The organism is Pectobacterium sp. A5351 (assembly GCF_028335745.1).
GTDB lineage: Bacteria > Pseudomonadota > Gammaproteobacteria > Enterobacterales > Enterobacteriaceae > Pectobacterium.
Window position 1 is genome coordinate 1,741,132 of sequence record NZ_CP116477.1, and the last position, 22,167, is coordinate 1,763,298.

Below are 22,167 nucleotides of genomic sequence, written 5' to 3' on the forward strand. Positions count from 1 at the left end.
TCTTATTGATCATTAAAGGGAGCAAAACGATGAGCACTGAAATCTATGCTATTCCGCTGACCACTATCGACGGGAAAGCGACAACGTTTGAGGCGTTTAAAGGGCAGGTGGCTTTAGTTGTTAATGTCGCATCGCAATGCGGCCTGACTAAGCAATACGACGCGTTGGAAAAACTCTATGAGACCTATCGCGACAAAGGTCTGGTTGTGTTGGGATTCCCTTCCAATGAATTTGCCGGGCAGGAACCGGGCTCGGAAGAAGAGATTCAGGCATTCTGCCGTGGGACGTTTGGCGTTCAGTTCCCGATGTTCAGCAAGATTGAAGTGAATGGCGAGAATCGTCATCCACTGTATCAGCGGTTGATTCGTGAGCAGCCGGAAGCCAACGGAACCTGGAAAAGTGATTTTTTTGCGCGTTTGGTCAATAAAGGTCGTAAGCCTAAGAATCCGGAAGACATCCTGTGGAATTTCGAAAAATTCCTGGTGGATCGCGAAGGGCGTGTGATTGATCGTTTTGCGCCGGATATGGCACCTGACCATGACACCATTGTGAAAGCGATCGAAGCGGCGTTGGTAAAATAATTGACGCAACAAACTTCCCCGGTATTGCAGCTACGGCAGGCTGGCATATCGCCGCGTTTGTTGCCGACAACGGCGGCGTGTCGTCGCGGTGAGTTGCTGCATATCATTGGCCCGAACGGGGCAGGGAAGAGTACCCTGCTGGCAAGAGCGGCTGGCCTGCTGGCGGGGGAAGGCGAGGTCTATCTGGCTGGTACGCCGCTGTCGCAGTATACGGCGGCGGATTTAGCCGTACGACGCGCCTATCTGGCACAGCAGCAGCCTCCTCTGGCGCTGATGCCGGTATTCCAGTACTGGCAACTGCATCAACCGCCGCTGGCTCAGGAATACGCGGTCGAAAAGGTGGTGCATTTTCTGGCAGAACGCCTGATGTTAACCGACAAGTTGGCGCGCCCGCTCACGCAATTATCGGGCGGCGAGTGGCAGCGCGTTCGGCTGGTGGCGGCGCTGTTGCAGATTTGGCCGACGATCAACCCGCATGCGCGTTTGCTGCTGCTGGATGAACCGACCAACAGCCTCGATGTGGCGCAGCAGGCGGCACTGGATGCGTTATTGAGTGAACTCTGCCATTTTGGCATCACGGTCATGGTTTGCGCCCACGATCTGAACCACAGCGCCCACCATGCGGATCGTGTGTGGTTGTTGTCAGAAGGCGTACTGGTGGCACAGGGCGAGACGGCGGAGGTGATGTTGCCTGAGGTGCTTTCCCCTGTGTTTGGTGTCGCGTTTCAGCGGCACGTGGTTGATGGCAGAAATTGGATCATCACGCGCAGCGCCTAGCGCCGCTCGTTTAACTATCGAGATACCGGGATAGTCCCCTCAATCCATGCTTAAACGGCCAGTATTATTCAGGCCCCTGACTCCTGTTGCGAGGGGATGACGTCGTCAGAAAATAGGAAAAATCGCCTTTACTTGCCAGTTACCCCGATTAAACGCTAAATTAATCCAATACCTAGCATTTTCAAACGCTAGAGGTCTATGGCTTCGGCGGTTTTATGGTAATTGCGATGATACGTTTACGACATGCTTTGATCCTCGCCAGCCTGATTTTGGTCGGCTGTAGCAGTAGTCGGCATAATAATCCGCCGCCGAATGCGCGCCTGAGCGATTCGATCATGGTGATGGTGCAGCTAAACGATCAACTGGGGCAATGGTACAGAACGCCTTACCGCTATGGCGGACTGGATCGTAACGGCGTCGATTGTTCCGGTTTCGTCTACCTGACGTTTCGCGATAAGTTTGGCATGCAGTTGCCGCGCACCACGGAAGAACAAACCGAACTGGGCGAGCGCGTTGACCGCGATAATCTGTTACCGGGCGATTTGGTCTTTTTCAAAACGGGCAGCGGCAGTAGTGGGTTGCACGTCGGCATTTATGATAAAGACGATCAGTTTATTCATGCCTCCACCAGCCAGGGCGTAATCCGCTCGTCGTTGGATAACGTGTACTGGAAACGGGCTTACTGGCAGGCTCGACGCATCTAATTTTCCTTCCTTATTCTGTTTTGTTGACAGCATGGAGCTATCCACTCATGTCCTCTCTGCGTTTACTCATCTCTGACTCTTACGATCCCTGGTTTAATCTGGCCGTTGAGGAATGCATCTTTCGCCAGATGCCCACCACGCAGCGGGTGTTATTTTTGTGGCGCAATGCAGAAACCGTGGTGATTGGTCGCGCCCAGAACCCGTGGAAAGAGTGCAATACGCGGCGGATGGAAGAGGATGGCATCAAACTGGCACGGCGCAGCAGCGGCGGTGGGGCGGTCTTTCACGATCTCGGGAATACCTGTTTTACCTTTATGGCCGGCAAACCGGAGTACGACAAAAGTGTTTCAACGCAGATCGTTCTGGATGCACTCAGTGCGCTTGGGTTAAAGGCCAGCGCGTCGGGTCGTAACGATCTGGTGGTGGAAACCGCAGACGGCGTGCGCAAGGTATCCGGTTCTGCCTATCGCGAAACCAAAGATCGCGGCTTTCATCATGGCACGCTGTTGCTGAATGCAGATCTCAGTCGCTTAGCGGACTATTTGAACCCGGATGTTAAGAAGCTACAGGCGAAAGGGATTACATCCGTGCGTTCCCGCGTCGCTAATCTGGTGGAATTGCTGCCCTCTGTCGATCACCAGATTATTAGTCAGGCAGTGACGCAGGCCTTCTTTACTTATTTCGGCGAACAGTGTGAACCGGAAATTATCTCGCCTTCTGCCCATCCAGATCTACCGGGATTCAGCGAACAGTTTGCACGTCAAAGCAGCTGGGAATGGAATTTCGGTCAGGCACCAGATTTCTCGCATTTACTCGATAACCGCTTTACCTGGGGCGGCATTGAATTGCATTTCGATGTGGAACGCGGCGTGATTGTCCGTGCGCAGATTTATACCGATAGCCTGAATCCCGCGCCGTTAGAAGCACTCGCTTGCGCATTACAGGGAACGGCATATCGCCCGGAAAATATGGCGGCTACGTGTCAGACGCTGATTAGCGTTTTCCCCGAACAGCAAAATGAATTGCAGGAACTGGCCGACTGGCTGGAGCAGAGTTTGCGTTAACGCGTGACGTTCGCTGCTAAACACGTCCTGTTACATAGCAGAAAGGTGATTTTTTGTGCGTTATGCGGACAAGCGTTGTAGATTCACCTATAATAATAACGTAATGTGATTATTACTAATTGCTATGCAGTACAGGATCATGCGTATCCATCTTGCTGTTGACTACACCAGTGACTATGTTTTTTGGCCGATATTCAGGTTGGATGGAACGCTACTGGCTGTCGAAATGATAAGCCATTTTAATGGCCTTTCGGGCAAGTTGAGCATGCCTGCCGATATCCTCCTCATGCAATTGAATCCGCGTCAGAAGCAGGATTTGATTCATGAACAGCTGCTTTTTATCAAAGAAAAATCCGCATGGTTTATCGATAACCACATTCAACTGGTGCTGAAGGTGGGGCATGAAATAGCAGAAATTTTACTCAATTCTGACGTGCTGCGCGACGAAATCAAACGTCTCGATTTTGTTCTGTTGGAAATTAATGAGTTTTTCCCACAACTTTCACAGGGAAAAGAAAACGCCGCGCTACTGAATTTGAGCCGGTCTGTTCCTTTATGGCTGGATAATTTTGGTTCTGCAAAGACAACGCTGAAACCTTTGCACGATGGGTTAGTGCGCGGAGTGAAACTGGATCGTCAGTTTATTGGGCAGCTTTTATCGCGTCCGGCCAATACGCTGATGATGGAGCCGTTATTACGGACGATTAAAAACAGTTATTCAGGCATCGATATTGTTGCCAAAGAGGTCGATAGTATGGCGATTCTGAATAAAATGAGGCAGCTAAATATTGATGCCGTTCAGGGCCAAATGTGGCCCGCCGTGCATTTCGAGCGACTTGAGCAGCGTACGACGCTGCTCAGCTAACTCAAGAGATTCACGGTCTTTGAGTGTGAGCGTTCCTCCTGAATAGGCGTGGTGCAAATAATACCCCTGTGTTTCCTCCGTGTTAATTTCATTGCCATCCCTCTACACTTTCTGCATACCCGTTAGTCGATGTGTGGTGAGCGTATGGCTCTCTTCACCTGAACAGGGTGGTACTAGGGAGACAGGATGCAGCAGACACCGTTATTCAAAAATCACTATTTTCACCAACTGCCGGGGTTCTATACCGCGCTACAACCTACGCCGCTACATGGCGGTCGCCTGCTTTATCACAGCGAGGGGCTGGCCGCCGAACTTGGCCTGTCTGCCGACTGGTTTACGCCGGAACAAGATGCTCTCTGGAGCGGTGAACGCTTGCTGCCAGGAATGGCACCGTTGGCGCAGGTTTATAGCGGCCATCAGTTTGGTATGTGGGCCGGCCAACTGGGCGACGGGCGTGGCATCCTGCTGGGAGAACAACAACTGCCGGATGGCCGCAGCATGGACTGGCACCTGAAAGGTGCAGGGCTGACGCCGTATTCACGCATGGGTGACGGTCGTGCCGTGCTGCGTTCAGTTATTCGCGAATTTCTGGCCTCGGAAGCGATGCACCATCTGGGGATTCCCACTACGCGGGCACTGACGATTGTCACCAGCACACATCCGGTGCAGCGTGAACAGGAAGAAAAGGGTGCCATGCTGCTGCGCGTGGCGGAAAGCCATGTGCGGTTTGGCCATTTTGAACACTTCTACTATCGCCGTGAGCCGGAAAAAGTACGCCAACTGGTGGAGTATGTCATTGCCCGCCACTGGCCGCAGTGGGAGCACGACGAGCGTCGCTATGAGCTGTGGTTCGGCGATGTGGTAGAACGTACCGCCCGGCTGATTACGCATTGGCAGGCGGTCGGGTTTGCACACGGCGTGATGAATACGGATAACATGTCGATTCTGGGGCTGACGATCGACTACGGTCCTTACGGCTTTTTAGATGCCTATCAGCCTGATTTCATCTGTAATCACTCCGACCATCGCGGGCGCTACGCGTTTGACAATCAGCCTGCCGTAGGGCTGTGGAATCTGCATCGTCTGGCGCAGGCGCTGTCGGGGCTGATGGACACCGACACGCTGGAGCGTGCGCTTGCCCGCTATGAGCCAGCGCTGATGCAGCACTATGGCACGCTGATGCGCGCCAAGCTGGGCTTGTTTACCGCGAGCGCGGAGGATAATGATGTGCTGGTCGGGCTGTTGCGTCTGATGCAGCAAGAGGGCAGCGATTATACCCGCACATTTCGTCTGCTGGCAGACTGTGAGAAACAGGCATCACGCGCGCCGCTCCGTGATGAGTTCATCGACAGGGCTGCGTTCGATAGCTGGTTTGCGAGCTATCGCCAGAGACTAATGCAGGAAGAACAGAACGATGAGGAACGTCGCCAACTGATGAATGCGACGAACCCGAAGTACATTCTGCGCAATTATTTGGCGCAAATGGCGATTGAACGGGCGGAAAGTGATGATATCAGCGTGCTGACTCGTCTGCATCAGGCACTGTGTCGACCGTTTGACGAACAGCCGGATAAGAACGATCTGGCAGCGTTACCGCCAGAGTGGGGTAAGCATCTGGAGATTTCCTGCTCCAGCTAAGCCGGAGCAGGAATGATGGTTATTGCCGCAGATAAACCTGCGGAATGGTGTAGTCTGGGTGTGAACCGACGCTGAGGTCGGCGCGATACCAGCGGGTCAACGTCTCAGCCTGTAGCACCTGCTCGGGCGAACCCTGTGCGACCAGCTTCCCTTCGTGCAACAGCAGGATGCGATCGGCATACAGTGCGGCCAGATTCAGATCGTGCAGAACACAGCACACGGAGAGCGGTTGTTCACGCGTGAGCTGCTTGAGCAACCGCAAGAGATGTTGCTGATGATACAAATCCAGCGCTGAAGTCGGTTCATCGAGAAACAGCCAGCCTGGTGTCGGTTCTGGATGCCACAGCTGCGCCAGCACGCGAGCGAGCTGTACACGCTGCTGCTCTCCGCCGGAAAGGTGGCGATAGTCGCGCGCCGCCAGTTCCAGACAGCCTGTTTGCGCCATGACCTGCTGAATAACATCATCATTTTTCGGGTAGCGACCATGCGGGGAACGCCCCATCGCGACGACATCCCGTACGCTAAACGCGAACGCCATGCCACTATGTTGACGCATCACCGCGCGCGTTTTTGCCAGCGCGCCGGGCTGCCAGTGTGAAAACGGCTGTCCGGCTAACAGACATTCGCCGTCATCGGGCGTCAAATAACCGGTCAATAGACGGAGCAGGGTCGACTTCCCCGCGCCGTTAGGGCCGATAATCGCGACGATTTCCCCACAGTGTAGCTTCAGCGAAACATCATCCGTCAGAGTACGGCCGTTGGTCTGAAAGCGTAGATGACGTGCGACTAACGTCTGGTCGAGCGCTGAGTCAGTCATTGCTACGTCCTTTGTGCTGAACGATCAGCCATAAGAAATATGGCCCGCCAATCAGGCTGCTTAACAGCCCAACGGGCATTTCTGCCGGCGCAAGCAGCGTGCGTGCCAGCGTATCGGCAAACAGCAGCAGGCAGGCACCGCCGAGGATGGAACCGGGAATGAGCCAGCGATGATCGGCACCCAGATGCAAACGTATCAGGTGCGGAATGATGAGCCCGACAAATCCGATCACGCCGCTGACCGCCACCGCTACACCGACCAGCAGCGAGCTGAGCAGCAGCAGAATGTGCTTGGTGCGCTTCACGTTAACGCCAAGGTAATGCGCTTCTTCGTCCCCTAGCTGCAATAAATTCAGACGGCATGCGTAGTACAATGTCGCAATCATGGCAGGGATGGTCAGCGTGCTGGCAACCAGCAACATCGGCCACTGCGCCTGCCCGAGGCTACCCATGCCCCAGAGCGAAAATTGGCGTAGTTGTTGGTCGGTACTGATATAGGTCAAGACGCCGATCAGCGCGATACACAGTGCATTGAGCGCGATGCCAGCCAGTAATAATCGGGTTAATCCACCCTGTTCGGTGCGGCTGAGGATGAAAATGATCGCGGTCACCGTCAGACTACCGGCAAAGGCGGCGAACATCGGACCGTAAAGTGCCAGAAGTGGCGGAAGGCCGAGCGGCAGCACGATAGTCAGCGCCACGCAGAGTGCAGCACCGCTGCTGATCCCAAGCAGACCGGGATCGGCCAGCGGGTTGCGAAATAACCCTTGCATGATCGCGCCGGAACAGGCCAACGCGCCGCCGACGAGGATCGCCAGCAGCACGCGGGGAACGCGGATATTCAGCCAGATATGCCAGAGCGGATCGTCAAGCGGTGTTTGCCATAACATCTTGAGCGATAGGGTCAGTGCGCCCATGTTGGCGGCCCCCACCATCAGTGCCACCATCAGGAACAGCAGCGCGATCAACCAGGTGCGCGGATGAAACCGTGACGTCATTTGATCGCTTCGGCGGTCTGACGCAGCGTTGCCATCAGCGCCGGCGTATCGAGCGTAAAGCCCAGCATTGCCATATCGTCGACGACCAGCAGACGCTTGTTCTTACCTGCCGGCGTCAGCTCTAGCCCAGGTAATTTCCAGACCTGCGCTTCGCCGCCCAGCGTTTTCAGCCCCTGGCTGGAGATAAGAATCAGATCCGGTGCGCTGGCAACCACGCCTTCTTGTGACAACGGCTGGTAGCGTTCAACGTTCTGCATGGCATTCTTCAACCCAGCATGGCGGATAATGGTATCCGCTGGAGTGTTTTTGCCAGCGGCCATCGCGGTCATGCCGCCGTGGCTGAGAACAAACAGCACGTTAACCGGTAGCGGTGACGTTTTGACTGCCGCCAACTGCTGCTGATAGGTTTCCGTCAGCTTTTTCCCTTCGGTGTCTTTGCCCAGCGCTTGTGCGATGACATCGATTTTCTGCGGCACGACATCCAGTGAAGGTTGGGCAGGCACATGCACCACTTTAGTGCCGCTGTCCGCAACCTGTTGCAGGATAAGCGACGGTTGAGACAGATCGCTGGCAACGACCAGAGAAGGTTTCATCGCCAGAATGCCTTCGGTGTTGAGCTGACGCATGTAACCGACATCAGGCAGTTTCTTCACGGCTTCCGGGTGCAGACTGGTACTATCACGTGCAACAAGGTCTTTCTCTGCGCCCAGCGCATAGATGATTTCCGTGACGTCGCCGCCGATAGAAACGATACGTTCGGCAGCAGACACCCCCAGCGGGAGTGTCAAAAGCAGGGGGAATAACCAGTTTTTCATGCAGCGAGATCCTTATGCGGTTTCAGGGCATCGATTTGGTTGCGCCACTGTTGTTGTTCCGGCGTACCTTCGGTACGTTGCCCGAAGAGCTGTGCAATTTGAGAGCCGTCTGCGGCATAGAGTTCGAGGCTGGTCACGATACCGTCAACCGTCGGTTTGCGCGTCACCCAGCTTTCAGCGATCGCGCCTTCGATCAGATGCAGCGTAAAGTCTTTATTAAAGATGTTAATCCATTCCGCATGTTGCTCCATACGCTCTACGCGCTCGAGCGTACCGGTGAAGATTTGCACACAGCCGCGGTTGCCGACAAACACCATGATTTCGTTCTGATCTTCACGCGCGGCAAACAGAATCTGTGACAGCGCATCGTTGTCTACCCGGTAAGCCAAGTCGTCAGCGACTGAGTTAAATGCCTGCTGGCGCGTCAGGTTATAGCGCTTGAGCAGGATGAAGAAATCATGCACGTCCTTCATTGCACGCCAGTCTGCTTCAAACTGAGAATTATGGGCAATGGCCTGTTCAGCCGCCGCACCATTGGTGGCCGAACGACGTACCAGCGTGGGATTTTCGCTGCTAGTGAATTTCTCAACAAATAGCTGCCAGGCGGCCATGTCCGTGGTGTCGGTCGTGTAGACCTTCAGAATCGCATCGCCCTGATGATCAAAGAATTGAATGCTTTGACGCTCTCCGCGCGCGGTGTTTTCACGCAGCGCAAAGGCTGAAGCCCATTGAGAGAGGAATAAACGCAGATCCAATCCGCGCGGGTTGAGGATAAGGCCAGCATGTCCATCCAACGTCTGGTTTTGATAATAGCCAGTATGCTCATGCACGGCGTACTCGTTGCGCGTGATCGACTTGGTATTACCAACCTGCTCCAGCGCGCTTAACCAGACTTTAGCATCACCCTGGAGGCGTTGCGCATCGTGTCCGACACGTGCGTGAGTCAGTTCCGCTTCGCTGATGCCGAGTAGCGCAGCCAGATCGCGAGCATATTTACGCGGATGTTCAACTTTAGCCTGAAGGTATTGTTGGTAAATAGACGTCTGCATCTCGTTCGTTCCCTTAATCGTTGTCGTATTGATTATAGCAATGAATGAGAATCATTTTCATGTAACAAAAACGCAACCTCAAGTGAAGTTTTCTTAATAAGTGGAATAAGAGAAATCGTAAGAGGAATTTACGTGCTGCGAGAGTGTGGGAGAGGTGGCGGGAAAAGAGGAAAACGGCTGGCACACGACCGGAGAAGGTGAGTGTGCCAGCGCGTATCGGATTAGAAACGGCTGTCGACGGCGTCTGCCAGACGAGCCAGCAGCGTTTCGGTGTCCTGCCAGCTCAGACAAGGATCGGTAATGGATTGCCCATACGTCAATGCCAGAGGATTGATAGCAGGCTGGTTGCCTTCAATTAAGAAACTTTCCGCCATGATGCCCGCGATGGCACGTGAGCCCGCACAAATTTGCTGGCAGATGTCATCGGCTACATCGAGCTGGCGACGGTGCTGTTTCTGACAGTTGGCATGGCTGAAATCGATCACCAGATGCTCGGGCAGTGAGAACTCACGCAGATGAGCGCAGGCGGCAGCGATGTCTTCCGCGTGGTAATTCGGTTTTTTCCCGCCGCGCATAATAATATGACCAAACGGATTGCCCTGCGTTTTGTAGACCGACATGAAGCCCTGCTTATCCGGCGAAAGGAACATATGCCGGGCACGGGCGGCACGAATGGCATCAACGGCGATACGCGTGTTGCCGTCTGTGCCGTTCTTGAAGCCGACGGGGCAGGACAGCGCCGAGGCCATTTCCCGGTGAATCTGGCTTTCGGTGGTTCTTGCACCAATCGCACCCCAGCTAATCAGGTCGGCAATATATTGGCCGGTGACCATATCGAGGAATTCCGTCGCGGTTGGCAGCCCAAGCTGGTTGACATCCAGCAGCAGACGGCGGGCAATCTCCAGCCCTTCGTTTACCTGAAAGGTGCCATTCAGTGCCGGATCGGAAATGAGTCCTTTCCAGCCTACGACCGTGCGCGGTTTTTCAAAATAGGTGCGCATGACGATTTCCAGTCTGTCCTGATACTGCGTACGTAGCGCAGCCAGACGGCGTGCATAATCTAACGCGCTGTCGGTGTCATGGATCGAGCAGGGGCCAATCACGACGAGCAGGCGAGGATCTTGACCGGTTAGAATGGCTTCAATTTTCTTACGTGACGAGGTGACATTTTCGGCAACGGCAGGGGTAATCGGGAGTCTGGCGAGTAACGTTTGGGGCGTCACCAGACTCTCGATGCGCGCGCTCCGCAGTTCATCTGTTTGTAGCATGTTTTGTCTCTGAATGCGGTCAAGCCGAAAACCTGTCTTTACTGAAAAAGCGTGGACATGATGGGTCTTTCAGACCACGACACTGTTTTCGAATCACGACACTGTTTTCGAATCACAGCAATGTTTTCGAACCACGACAATGTTTTCAGACAGAGTTTTCAGGCTATGTTTCCGACTAAAAGGTTGCTTCGCAGCGGCGAAATGCCGGGAAGTGATGGTGCACACAATAAACGAAATGGCGCACATTACAACCGCATCAGGACAAAAAAACTATCGTGTACTAGTACATTCTTCGACTCATGCCGAGAATGTCGATGATTTTGGCGGAAATTTCCTCAACGGAATAATTGGTCGTATTGAGATATTTAATCTGGTGTTTGCGAAATAGCGCCTCAACTTCGCTCAGCTCCATGCGGCACTGACGCAGCGACGCATAGCGACTATTGCCCCGACGCTCTTCCCGAATGGCTGCCAACCGTTCGGCATCAATGGTGAGCCCGAATAGCTTGTGCTGGAAGGGCTTCAACGCATCGGGTAGGCGCAGGTTGTCCATATCGTCGGCAATAAAAGGATAGTTGGCGGCGCGAATGCCGAATTGCATCGCCAGATACAGGCTGGTCGGCGTCTTGCCACAGCGTGACACGCCCAGCAGAATGACCTGCGCCTGATCGAGATTACGCAGCGAGATGCCATCATCGTGTGCCAGCGTGTAGTCGATGGCCGCAATACGGGCGTCGTATTTGCTCAGATTATTGGCGGTCAAACCATGAGTACGGTTAGCAACCGGCGTAGGCGGCGTGTTCAGTTCTTCCTGCAAAGGGGCAACCAATGCCTGCACGATGTCCTGACAAAACCCTTCACTGCGGGTAATAATGTTACGCACGGTCGGCGTGACGATGGAGTAAAACACCAGCGGACGCACACCGGTTTGGTGATACAACGTATTGATTTGTTCACACACGGCTTTAGCGCGTGCTTCACTTTCAACGAAAGGTAAGGTATAGCTAACGGTGTTCACGGGGAACTGGGACAACACCGCATGACCGAGTACTTCAGCCGTAATGGCTGTACCGTCCGAGACATAAAATACGCTTCTTTCCACATAACCCCCTTGTGATATTTCCGACAGTTCGAACACGTTAACCTCGTCAAAAATTGTGTTTTGCGAATACTTTTATTAAAACGTCATTTCATTATCTTTATGATAAAGAATGCTAATCTTCTACGATATTGGATTTTTACCGCATTAAGCAGTCATCTGCCGTGAAATCAGTTTTTTTTCATAGGTTGATCGATTCACCTATCTATGTTCATCAAAACGCTATGCTAACCTGATTGCGTTGAGGCGATTCTCAACCACACTCTTTCATACCCTAATTGTATGCAGAAAGGATTATTTTCGATGTCCAATAACGGCCCTGATTTGCGTAATGTCCTTTGGTATAACCAGCTCGGTATGCACGACGTTGAAAGGGTGGGAGGCAAAAATGCCTCTCTGGGTGAAATGATCACCAACCTTTCAGGATTGGGCGTAGCCGTTCCCAACGGCTTTGCGACAACGGCGCAGGCGTTTAATGATTTTCTTAATCAAAGTGGGATTAACCAGCGCATTTATGAGCTGCTCGATCGCACCGACATTGACGATCTGAACCAACTGGCTAGCGCCGGTACGCAAATTCGCCAGTGGATTATTGATACGCCATTCCAGCCAGAGCTGGAGCAGGCGATTCATGATGCCTATCAGCAACTGGCCGATGGTGAGAAAGACGCCTCGTTTGCTGTGCGTTCCTCTGCCACGGCAGAAGACATGCCGGATGCGTCCTTTGCGGGTCAGCAGGAAACTTTCCTGAACGTGCAGGGCATCAATGCGGTGATGGTCGCGGTGAAGCACGTGTTTGCATCGCTGTTTAACGATCGCGCGATCTCTTATCGTGTGCATCAGGGCTATGACCACCGCGGCGTGGCGCTGTCGGCGGGCGTACAGCGTATGGTGCGCTCCGATCTGGCGTCTGCGGGCGTGATGTTTACCATCGATACCGAATCTGGTTTTGATCAGGTGGTGTTCATCACCTCGGCTTACGGCTTGGGCGAAATGGTGGTGCAGGGTGCGGTGAACCCGGATGAGTTCTATGTTCACAAGCCGACTTTACAGAACAACAAGCCTGCGATTGTGCGCCGTAATATGGGATCGAAAAAAATCCGTATGGTGTATGCCGCGAGCCAGGAACATGGCAAGCAGGTGCGGATTGAAGATGTGCCAGCAGAGCAAACGACGCGTTTCAGCCTGACGGATGATGAAGTGCAGGCACTGGCGCGTCAGGCGCTGTTGATTGAGAAACACTACGGTCGCCCGATGGACATCGAGTGGGCGAAAGATGGCCACACCGGTAAACTCTATATCGTGCAGGCACGCCCGGAAACGGTTCGTTCCAACGGCCAGGTCATGGAACGCTATCATCTGCCTGCCAGCGGTACCGTGCTGGTGGAAGGCCGTGCGATCGGTCACCGCATCGGTGCGGGCGAAGTCAAAGTGATTCAGGACATCAGCGAGATGCACCTGATCAACGCGGGCGATGTGCTGGTAACCGACATGACCGACCCAGACTGGGAACCGATCATGAAGAAGGCCGCGGCGATTGTGACCAATCGTGGTGGACGCACCTGTCATGCCGCCATTATCGCGCGTGAACTGGGCATCCCTGCCGTTGTGGGCTGCGGTGATGCGACCGAGCGTTTGCGCAAGGGGCAAAAAGTGACCGTTTCTTGTGCGGAAGGCGACACGGGTTATGTGTATCAGGATCTGTTGGACTTCTCCGTGAAGAGCTCACAGATTGATGAAATGCCGGCTTTGCCGCTGAAAATCATGATGAATGTGGGTAACCCTGACCGTGCGTTTGATTTTGCCTGCCTGCCAAACGATGGCGTCGGTCTGGCGCGTCTGGAATTCATCATTAACCGCATGATTGGCGTGCACCCACGTGCACTGCTGGAATTCGATCAACAGACTCCAGAACTGCAACGCGAGATCAAAACGCTGATGCAGGGCTACGACGATCCGGTGGAATTCTATGTCGGCCGTCTGGTGGAAGGGATCGCGACGCTGGCCGCAGCATTCGCACCGAAGCGCGTCATCGTCCGCCTGTCCGATTTTAAATCCAACGAGTACGCCAATCTGGTTGGCGGCGAGCGCTATGAGCCGGAAGAAGAAAACCCAATGCTGGGCTTCCGCGGTGCGGGTCGCTATGTCTCTTCGGACTTCAAAGCCTGCTTTGCGCTGGAGTGTGAAGCGGTTAAGCGCGTGCGTAACGTGATGGGGCTGAAGAACGTCGAGATCATGATCCCGTTTGTTCGTACCGTGGCGCAAGCGGAGGCGGTGATTGCCGAACTGGCGAGTCAGGGTCTGCGCCGTGGCGAAGACGGCCTGAAAATCATCATGATGTGCGAAATTCCGTCCAACGCGCTGCTGGCCGATGAATTCCTGCAACACTTTGATGGTTTCTCCATCGGCTCAAACGACATGACACAGCTGGCGCTGGGGCTGGATCGTGATTCCGGCGTGGTATCGTCGCTGTTTGATGAACGTAATGATGCGGTGAAGGCGCTGCTGTCGATGGCGATTAAAGCCGGCAAGAAACAGGGTAAATACGTTGGTATTTGCGGTCAGGGTCCGTCAGATCACGAGGATTTCGCGCTCTGGCTGATGGAACAGGGCATCGATAGCCTGTCACTTAACCCAGACACCGTGGTGCAAACCTGGCTGAATCTGGCTGAGCACAACTAGTGCTGCGATGAATTTTTAGATATCAATGTATTGTTTTTAAAGTTTTTAGTCGCGTAATAATCGTGCTGAGGTGGGAGTGACTGCCGGGTGAGCGGCAAGGACGCCGCGAAAGCCAGTGCCGCGCAGGGAGCGCGTCAATGGCGGCCCGAGTTGCGGTCACGAACGCCGAAGGTATCGCGTAGCGACACGATTTCGCGAAAAGCCTGGGGTCATGGGGCGGTGGCGATTGAACCGCCCCATGTCGGGCGCGTGCTGCGACAGTTGCAAAAATTGACTGAAGTTAGTGCGCACGAAATTTTCACTGTGGTTACAGAAATTTATTTCCCGGATTTGTGGGGTAACCCTCAATTTCCAGGGACGTATTCACAGCGTCTTTACGATCTATCCATTACCACCGCTCGACCGCTGCTGATCGCAAGCTGTGCTGAAAATCACGGTGCCGCAATCAGGAAGGATTTAAACTGCGGCGTCATTACCGCGCTAAAGCCCTTATCCGTTTTGGTAATCAGATAAACCGCCAGCCCTTGCTGTTCCGCCAGCTTTAACGCTTTCTCCGTGCCCAATACCATCAAACCGGTATCCCAGCCATCGGCTTCCAGTGCGGTCGGAGCAATCACGGTTGCAGAAACCAATTGATGAGTAATCGGTCTGCCCGTCTCGGGATCGATAACGTGAGAATAGCGCTTGTTGTCCTGCTCAAAATAATTTCGGTAGCTGCCGGAGGTGCTAATGGCATAACCCTGCAAATTCACCGCTGCCTGTGCCGCGTTTTCCTGGTCGGTTGGCTTCTGAATTGCTACACGCCACGGCGTCCCTTCGGCGTTCACGCCACGGCTGGAAATCGCGCCACCGACGGAAACCAGATAATTGGTGATCCCTTTACGCGTCATTAACTGCGCAAGAACGTCCGCACCGTACCCTTCACCCAGCGTGGAGAGATCGACATATAAATCCGGGAGATCCTTCTGAATCCATTCTCCTTTTTCGTCGCCGATCAGTTTCAGGTGACGCAACCCAACGTTTTGCCGCGCTAAGTCGATCTGCTGCTGGCTAGGGATGCGCGTCGGCTGCTTCTGCGGGCCGAATCCCCAGAGGTTAACCAATGGGCCAACGGTGATATCCATCGCGCCATGCGTGGCTTTACCGATACGCAGTGCGGCCAGGATGATATCCGCCATGCCGTTGCTGATAGGCTGTGGATCCGTTCCCCGATACTGATTAAAACGCGACAGCGCGGAATCGTCACGGTAGGTGGAAATGTCGTTATTAGCCTGCTCCAGCAGAGCATCGATTTCTCGTTGCAGTTGCGTTTTGTCTTCGGTGACGTCGCCGCTAATTTTTACGCTGTAAAACGTCCCCATCGTTTTACCTTCAATGGTTAACAAGGGGCGCTGTGCTGTCGGTGTTGGATTGTCGCAGGCGGTCAGAAAGCTGAATAAGCCACAGAGTAGTAATCTCTTCGCGGCGAGAGGCGTCATGAAAAACTCCTGAAAAACTGAACTGAGAGTAGGCAGACAGGAGAGTAACAAAAAAGGGAGGAAGCGTAATTGAATGGAAGAGAAATGAAAGGAAAAAAAAGGCCCATCTCAGGGGATGGGCAAAGACTACACACAGCAATTCGTTACTAACTCTGACGAGGAGGAAACCTCATTGACAAACAGGTAGGTTACTACTGGCTCCTGTATTTATCCTATTGATTGTGCTCTATTCAGTCATTAAGAATCATCCTAATAGTTAATGATCTTTTAAGGATTGGGCTCTCAGAGTTTTTATATTGTCAATAATATTGATGCATTAGAGAAATGATATCAAAATTTTTAGGAGGAATCCCTAAGAATAGAAGGTTAATCATTAGTTATTTTTACCTATTGAAAAGGTATGGGAATATACCGCCACAGAGAAATGATGGTGAGAATGGGCAAGGCGCGGGCGGCGCACCGCCCACGGGGAGACGAGATGGTGTTTACCGTCGTTATTCTTGCTTTGATTTGCTGGACGTATTAACGGAGAGGATGCTTTGCGGTTCGGGGATTTCACGCATCCAGGCAAACAGCAGACGATAGGAAACGGCGAGGACGACCGGGCCAATGAACAGCCCAATCATGCCAAAGGCCAGCAATCCGCCAATGACGCCGGAAAGAATCAGCAGCATGGGAAGATCGGCTCCCATCCTGATCAATACTGGACGGATCACGTTATCGATAGTGCCAACGACGCAGCTCCAGACCAGCAAAACTGTGCCCCAGGTGGCATCACCCGTCCAATATAGCCAGATAATGGCAGGAATCAGTACCGGAAGTGGCCCCAACTGCGCCAGACAGGATAGAAACATCAGCACAGTCAGTAGTGTGGTATGGGGAATACCGGACAACCCCAGCCCAATTCCGCCCAGCACCGACTGCACGATAGCGGTAACCACCACGCCTAGCGCGACAGCACGAATCGACTGTGCTGCCAGAATTACAGCAGCATCGCCGCGCTCTTGCCCCAGCCGGATAGCGAAATGTCGCACGGCTTTCGCCACGGCTTCCCCTTTGTAATACAGCAGGGCACTGAAGATCAGCATCAGGGAGCAATGCATCAAAAAGCGCCCGATATTGGCCGCTTGTGCCACCAGCCAGGTCGCTGTTTTACCAAAATAGGGTTGCACCTTGGCGAACAGACCGCTACCGCCGCTTTGCAACAACGTCTGCCAACTGTTGAATAATTTTTCACCGACGAAAGGAATAGACGTCAGCCACTCCAGTGTCGGTGGCGAAAAGTTTTCCTGCCGGGCTCCCCAACTCATTAACGCTGAGCTGTTATCCACTACGCTGCTGACAAGAACGGCAATCGGGACGATAAATAGTAGAATAAGCAGCAGCGTCATGACGATCACGGCCAGAGAACGTCTCCCCCACAATAGCGCCTGAAACTTAATCAGCACTGGCCAGGTGGCAATCACCACCATACACGCCCAGGCGAATCCCAGAATAAAAGGCTGCACCACCCAAAAACAGGCAATTATCATGATGGTAATAAACGCCAGACTGAACAGGATTCTGGCCAGGTCAAATCGTGGCGGCTGAGAATATTTGCTCAATGAATCGTTCCTTAATAGCAAAAGGGAAGGCTGAAGGCGAGCTGGCCTGCGCTAAGTCATGTCATCACCGATCATCATGAGATATTTCCGGGGGTTTTGACAGCCTGCTGAACATTTTGTTGGTGAAACGGCAGTTCGCCAACACGCTGTATGTTTTTGCCGATCCGGGAGCGCACACGATTGCGAAATGTGATAAAACGTGATGTCCCCGATGAAAGGGCGGCTATATACAAATGCTAGTCACTTAAGCATGGCTTTAGGGGAAGCACGGTGATGAGGTTCCCGCAGGGATGCCTCACACCGTGGTAGCCCCGGTATCTCTATCCTTAAGCGATCAAGATTAGGCTATATACCGCGCTTCACAGGCATATCACGACATATTGGCAAACACATCATGTACGGACAGGGTCAAAAAATAATGATCCCACAGATCACGCAATCTCCCGGGCTGGTTCAGCCGGTGCTTAATTTTCTGGAAGCATTGAAGAAAAATGGATTCACGGGCGATACGGCGACCAATTATGCCGATCGTCTGACGATGGCAACGGATAACAGCATCTATCAACTTTTGCCGGATGCGGTGGTTTTCCCCCGTTCAACCGCCGATGTGGCGATGCTATCGCGGCTGGCCGGTGAGGAACGTTTTTCAGGGCTGACGTTCACCCCGCGCGGCGGTGGGACGGGAACGAACGGGCAGGCGCTGAATCGCGGCATCGTGGTCGATATGTCGCGTTATATGAACCGCATTCTGGAAATTAACCCTGAACAGGGGTGGGTGCGCGTCGAGGCTGGCGTCATTAAAGATCAGCTTAACCAGTACCTGAAGCCTTATGGCTATTTCTTTGCGCCAGAGCTGTCGACCAGTAACCGGGCGACGCTGGGTGGCATGATCAATACCGATGCATCGGGGCAAGGTTCATTGGTATATGGCAAGACCTCAGATCATGTGCTGGGGCTGCGTGCGGTTCTGCTGGGCGGCGAGATGCTGGATACGCAGGCGATGCCGGTAGCGCTGGCAGAGAAGCTGGCGTTAGAAGATTCCTCTATCGGTCGCATTTACCATACGGTGCTGCACCGCTGTCGCGAACAGCGCGCGTTGATCATCGACAAATTTCCCAAGCTGAATCGTTTTCTGACGGGTTACGACCTGCGCCATGTGTTTAGCGACGATCTCCAGACCTTTGACCTGACGCGAATTCTGACCGGTGCTGAAGGCACGCTGGCGTTTATCACCGAAGCGAAGCTCGACATCACGCCGTTGCCAAAGATTCGCCGTCTGGTGAATATCAAATATGACTCCTTTAACTCAGCGTTGCGCAATGCGCCGTTCATGGTGGAAGCGAAGGCGCTGTCGGTTGAAACCGTGGACTCGAAGGTATTAAACCTGGCCCGTGAAGATATCGTCTGGCATTCCGTTAGCGAACTGATTACCGATGTGCCTAATCAGGAAATGCTGGGCCTGAATATCGTTGAGTTCGCGGGCGATGATGAAACCTTGATTAACGGGCAGGTTGACGCGCTCTGTCAGGGGCTGGATACGCTGCTGGCGAGCGGAGAAGGCGGGGTGATTGGCTATCAAACCTGTAACGATCTGGCCGGCATCGAACGTATTTATGCCATGCGGAAAAAAGCCGTCGGTCTGCTGGGCAACAGCAAAGGGCTGGCGAAGCCGATTCCGTTTGCGGAAGATACCTGCGTGCCGCCACAGCATCTGGCCGATTACATCGAAGAATTCCGCGCGCTGCTGGACAGCCATAACCTGACGTACGGTATGTTCGGTCACGTGGACGCCGGGGTGCTGCACGTCCGTCCGGCGCTGGATATGTGCGACCCACAGCAGGAAATGCTGATGAAGCAGCTTTCCGATCAGATTGTCGCGCTGACGGCTAAATATGGCGGCCTGCTGTGGGGGGAACACGGCAAAGGCTTCCGCGCCGAGTACAGCCCTGAATTTTTTGGGCCGGAGCTGTATGCCGAACTGCGCCGCATCAAAGCGGCGTTCGATCCAGATAACCGGCTTAATCCTGGGAAGATTTGTGCGCCGCTGGACGTGGATGCGCCGATGATGAAAGTCGATGCGGTCAAGCGCGGCACGTTCGACCGTACGATCCCGCTGACGGTGCGTACGGCGTTCCGTGGCGCGATGGAATGTAACGGTAACGGGCTGTGCTTTAACTTTGATGCCCGTAGCCCAATGTGCCCGTCGATGAAAATCAGCGGCAACCGTATTCATTCGCCGAAAGGCCGTGCGACGCTGGTGCGTGAATGGTTACGCCTGCTGGCAGAGCAGGGCGTCGATCCGGTGGCGTTGGAGAAGGCATTGCCGCAGCAGAAACTGAGCCTGCGGGCGTTTATCCAGAAAACCCGCAATACCTGGCAGGCGAAGCAGGGGGATTACGATTTCTCCCACGAAGTCAAAGAGGCGATGTCGGGCTGTCTGGCGTGTAAAGCCTGTTCAACGCAGTGCCCTATCAAAATTGACGTGCCCGGTTTCCGCTCCCGCTTCCTACAGCTTTATCACACGCGCTATCTGCGTCCGGTTCGTGACTATTTGGTCGCCGGCGTTGAAAGCTATGCACCGCTGATGGCGCGCAGTCCGAAGACGTTTAACTTCTTCCTGAAAATGCCGCTGCTGAATAATCTGAGCCGCAGCCAGATCGGCATGGTTGATTTACCTTTGCTGTCATCGCCGTCGCTGCGCCAGCAGTTTGCCGGACATAGTGGCGTCAACACCACGCTGGAACAGTTGGAACAGTTGCCGGAAGCGGCGCGTCAGCAGTACGTGTTAATTGTGCAGGATCCGTTTACCAGCTATTACGATGCGCAGGTGGTGGCTGATTTCATCCATCTGATCGAAAAACTGAAGCTGAAACCGGTGCTGTTACCGTTCTCACCGAACGGGAAGGCGCAACACATTAAGGGCTTCTTGCAGCGTTTTGCTAAAACTGCGTTAAAGACGGCTGATTTCCTGAATCGCGTGGCTAAACTGGGGATGCCGATGGTAGGCGTCGATCCGGCGTTGGTACTGTGCTATCGCGATGAATACCGTGAAATCCTGGGTGAGAAACGCGGTGATTTCCAGGTGCAACTGGTGCATGAATGGCTGGTGACGGCACTGGCCGACAGCTCGTCGCAGCCTGCCACTGGCGAATCCTGGTATCTGCTGGGACACTGTACGGAAACCACGGCGCTGCCGATCAGTACGAAACAGTGGGCTGATATCTTCTTGCGCTTTGGTGCCAAACTGGAAAATGTCAGCGTCGGATGTTGCGGTATGGCGGGAACCTACGGTCATGAAACCAAAAACCTCGCCAACTCGCAGGGCATTTATGCACTATCCTGGCAACAGGTGTTGCAGAAGTTACCCCAGAAACGCTGCCTGACCACCGGCTATTCATGCCGCAGTCAGGTGAAACGTATGGAAGGCAGCGCATTACGCCATCCGCTACAAGCCCTGCTGGAGATTATCTGATGCTATGGAAACGACAGGTTACGCTTGAGCAACTTAATCAACAGAGTCAGACGTGCATGGTGGGCCATGTCGGTATTCGCTATACCCATATCGCGGATGATGTTCTGGAAGCCGTGATGCCGGTGGATGAACGCACGCGCCAGCCGTTTGGCTTACTCCACGGCGGTGCGTCTGTTGTGCTGGCGGAATCACTGGGTTCCGTCGCGGGCTATTTGTGCTCTGAGGGCGATCAGCAGGTGGTGGGCCTTGAAATCAATGCCAATCATCTGCGAGCCGTGCGCGAAGGTGAAGTGCGTGGCGTGTGCCGCGCGCTGCACGTTGGCCGCCGTAGCCAAGTGTGGCAGATTGAGATTTTTGATAATCAGAATCGCCTGTGCTGCATTTCTCGTCTGACAACATCGGTTATTACACCGTAAACACAGAGCAAACACCGAACCAGACTGCCAGCCGGTCTGGTTCGGTTATTCAGGGAAGAAAAGGCACGCGCTTAACGAAGTCGGTCTGAAACGCGGTGGCTTTATCCCATGAACCTTGCATGCTTAGCTGATGGCAAATCGACTTCAGCGTGTTACGGGCAAAGTAGTAGCTTTGCACCCGAAAGAGGTGGCAACGCCCTTCATTATTGATCTCTTTAATCAACCGATTGTGTAGCTTGACCAGCGCATGCAGATAGCTGTCGTCATCGCCATTTCTCAGACAGAGTTCAACCATGTCCATGCAGACGTTATGATAGCGACGTAAATGGTCAATATTGCTTCCGGGGCGATTCAGGCGCGCTTCCGCCATGTAAAAATCAACGGTGGCATCGCGAATCTGGAATTTATATTCGTCAATCTGGTGGTGCAGCCAGGCAGTCACGGAAAACATAGTGAACGATCCTGAATATGAAATGATAATCATTATCATATTGATAAAAAAGGCGGCGATCAATGGGAAAAATGTGCTTTAACGCCAAAAAATACGATCGGGAATCACATAAATCTTCATATACCTCCCCTGTTTTATAAATAGGTATCACCGATAAATGTTATAATAATGATAACGAGATGATAATTATTACCTGGCCGTAATATGTCGGGGTGATGATGATAATTATTTTAAAATCAATGTGTTAATTGATCTTTTGTCATATTGTTTGCTGCGTTCGAGATGTGTAAAATGATGCTATTGGCTTGCTAAAAACTGAAATGTTACGAATAGCCCTGCGAAACAAGAGGTTGAAGCTAGTTTCATTATCACTAACATTAGGGGAAACCA

At 53.3% G+C, this 22,167-nt stretch carries 17 protein-coding genes, 1 other RNA gene and 2 pseudogenes; 9 read left to right on the plus strand and 11 right to left on the minus strand.

Features of this window, described 5'->3' with window-relative positions; translation table 11 throughout:
* Nucleotides 1–29 precede the first annotated feature (29 nt).
* The 6 genes from O1Q74_RS08345 (at nt 30) to O1Q74_RS08370 (ending at nt 5,629) form a co-directional block, all read left to right on the plus strand.
* Nucleotides 30–581 (plus strand): glutathione peroxidase, encoded by a 552-nt coding sequence (locus O1Q74_RS08345; RefSeq protein WP_271877870.1) that lies wholly within the window; start codon nt 30–32, stop codon nt 579–581.
* Nucleotides 582–1,358: a vitamin B12 ABC transporter ATP-binding protein BtuD gene (btuD, locus tag O1Q74_RS08350; protein ID WP_271877871.1), complete on the plus strand. Its 777-nt coding sequence runs from the start codon at nt 582–584 to the stop codon at nt 1,356–1,358. It abuts the gene before it with no gap.
* A 227-nt stretch (nt 1,359–1,585) separates the two neighbouring features.
* Nucleotides 1,586–2,062, plus strand: coding sequence for an NlpC/P60 family protein (locus O1Q74_RS08355; RefSeq protein ID WP_220467019.1), 477 nt, complete (start codon nt 1,586–1,588; stop codon nt 2,060–2,062).
* A 47-nt stretch (nt 2,063–2,109) separates the two neighbouring features.
* Nucleotides 2,110–3,126 (plus strand): lipoate--protein ligase A, encoded by a 1,017-nt coding sequence (locus tag O1Q74_RS08360; protein WP_271877872.1) that lies wholly within the window; start codon nt 2,110–2,112, stop codon nt 3,124–3,126.
* A gap of 139 nt (nt 3,127–3,265) precedes the next feature.
* A complete protein-coding gene (locus O1Q74_RS08365) occupies nt 3,266–3,991 on the plus strand; it encodes an EAL domain-containing protein (protein WP_271877873.1) in 726 nt (241 codons plus the stop codon).
* Nucleotides 3,992–4,177: 186 nt separating this feature from the next.
* Nucleotides 4,178–5,629: a protein adenylyltransferase SelO gene (locus O1Q74_RS08370; RefSeq protein WP_271877874.1), complete on the plus strand. Its 1,452-nt coding sequence runs from the start codon at nt 4,178–4,180 to the stop codon at nt 5,627–5,629.
* 19 nt (nt 5,630–5,648) lie between these two features.
* On the opposite strand, the gene O1Q74_RS08375 is transcribed toward O1Q74_RS08370, so the two are convergent.
* The 7 genes and pseudogenes from O1Q74_RS08375 to ppsR all read right to left on the minus strand — a co-directional run bounded on the left by O1Q74_RS08375 (nt 5,649) and on the right by ppsR (nt 11,677).
* Nucleotides 5,649–6,446 carry a heme ABC transporter ATP-binding protein gene (locus O1Q74_RS08375; RefSeq protein ID WP_271877875.1) on the minus strand — a complete coding sequence of 266 codons (798 nt, stop codon included), beginning with the start codon at nt 6,444–6,446 and terminating at the stop codon, nt 5,649–5,651.
* A complete protein-coding gene (locus O1Q74_RS08380) occupies nt 6,439–7,443 on the minus strand; it encodes a FecCD family ABC transporter permease (RefSeq protein WP_271877876.1) in 1,005 nt (334 codons plus the stop codon). Before O1Q74_RS08380 ends, O1Q74_RS08375 begins: the two co-directional genes overlap by 8 nt.
* Entirely contained in the window at nt 7,440–8,258 is an 819-nt protein-coding gene (locus O1Q74_RS08385) for a heme/hemin ABC transporter substrate-binding protein (protein ID WP_271877877.1), read from the minus strand. The genes O1Q74_RS08380 and O1Q74_RS08385 overlap by 4 nt, the downstream gene beginning before the upstream one ends.
* Nucleotides 8,255–8,743: pseudogene (locus tag O1Q74_RS20345) on the minus strand (ChuX/HutX family heme-like substrate-binding protein); the annotation flags it as partial. The pseudogene O1Q74_RS20345 and the gene O1Q74_RS08385, both read right to left, overlap by 4 nt.
* Before the next feature lie 68 nt (nt 8,744–8,811).
* Nucleotides 8,812–9,307, minus strand: a pseudogene (locus tag O1Q74_RS20350) (ChuX/HutX family heme-like substrate-binding protein); the annotation flags it as partial.
* Between the two features lie 221 nt (nt 9,308–9,528).
* On the minus strand, nt 9,529–10,575 hold the full coding sequence (locus tag O1Q74_RS08395) for a 3-deoxy-7-phosphoheptulonate synthase (protein ID WP_271877879.1): 1,047 nt from the start codon (nt 10,573–10,575) through the stop codon (nt 9,529–9,531).
* A gap of 280 nt (nt 10,576–10,855) precedes the next feature.
* Nucleotides 10,856–11,677 (minus strand): posphoenolpyruvate synthetase regulatory kinase/phosphorylase PpsR, encoded by an 822-nt coding sequence (ppsR, locus tag O1Q74_RS08400; RefSeq protein WP_271877880.1) that lies wholly within the window; start codon nt 11,675–11,677, stop codon nt 10,856–10,858.
* Between the two features lie 300 nt (nt 11,678–11,977).
* On the opposite strand from ppsR, the gene ppsA reads away from it, so the two are divergent.
* A complete protein-coding gene (ppsA, locus tag O1Q74_RS08405) occupies nt 11,978–14,356 on the plus strand; it encodes a phosphoenolpyruvate synthase (protein ID WP_271877881.1) in 2,379 nt (792 codons plus the stop codon).
* Between the two features lie 431 nt (nt 14,357–14,787).
* On the opposite strand, the gene apbE is transcribed toward ppsA, so the two are convergent.
* From apbE to ydiK, 3 genes are all read right to left on the minus strand, one after another.
* Complete coding sequence (apbE, locus tag O1Q74_RS08410; protein ID WP_271877882.1) at nt 14,788–15,834, minus strand: FAD:protein FMN transferase ApbE; 1,047 nt, start codon at nt 15,832–15,834, stop codon at nt 14,788–14,790.
* 91 nt (nt 15,835–15,925) lie between these two features.
* Nucleotides 15,926–16,039: antisense sRNA RprA (gene rprA, locus O1Q74_RS08415), an RNA gene on the minus strand.
* A gap of 289 nt (nt 16,040–16,328) precedes the next feature.
* Nucleotides 16,329–17,438, minus strand: coding sequence for an AI-2E family transporter YdiK (ydiK, locus tag O1Q74_RS08420; protein ID WP_271877883.1), 1,110 nt, complete (start codon nt 17,436–17,438; stop codon nt 16,329–16,331).
* Between the two features lie 418 nt (nt 17,439–17,856).
* Here ydiK and ydiJ point away from each other — a divergent pair, with 418 nt between their 5' ends.
* Both ydiJ and menI read left to right on the plus strand, forming a co-directional pair.
* A complete protein-coding gene (gene ydiJ, locus O1Q74_RS08425; protein WP_271877884.1) occupies nt 17,857–20,910 on the plus strand; it encodes a D-2-hydroxyglutarate dehydrogenase YdiJ in 3,054 nt (1,017 codons plus the stop codon).
* On the plus strand, nt 20,910–21,326 hold the full coding sequence (gene menI / locus O1Q74_RS08430) for a 1,4-dihydroxy-2-naphthoyl-CoA hydrolase (RefSeq protein ID WP_271877885.1): 417 nt from the start codon (nt 20,910–20,912) through the stop codon (nt 21,324–21,326). The genes ydiJ and menI overlap by 1 nt, the downstream gene beginning before the upstream one ends.
* A 49-nt stretch (nt 21,327–21,375) precedes the next feature.
* Here the strand turns inward: menI and O1Q74_RS08435 are convergent, their stop codons facing one another.
* Nucleotides 21,376–21,777, minus strand: coding sequence for a hypothetical protein (locus tag O1Q74_RS08435; protein WP_271877886.1), 402 nt, complete (start codon nt 21,775–21,777; stop codon nt 21,376–21,378).
* Nucleotides 21,778–22,167 lie beyond the last annotated feature (390 nt).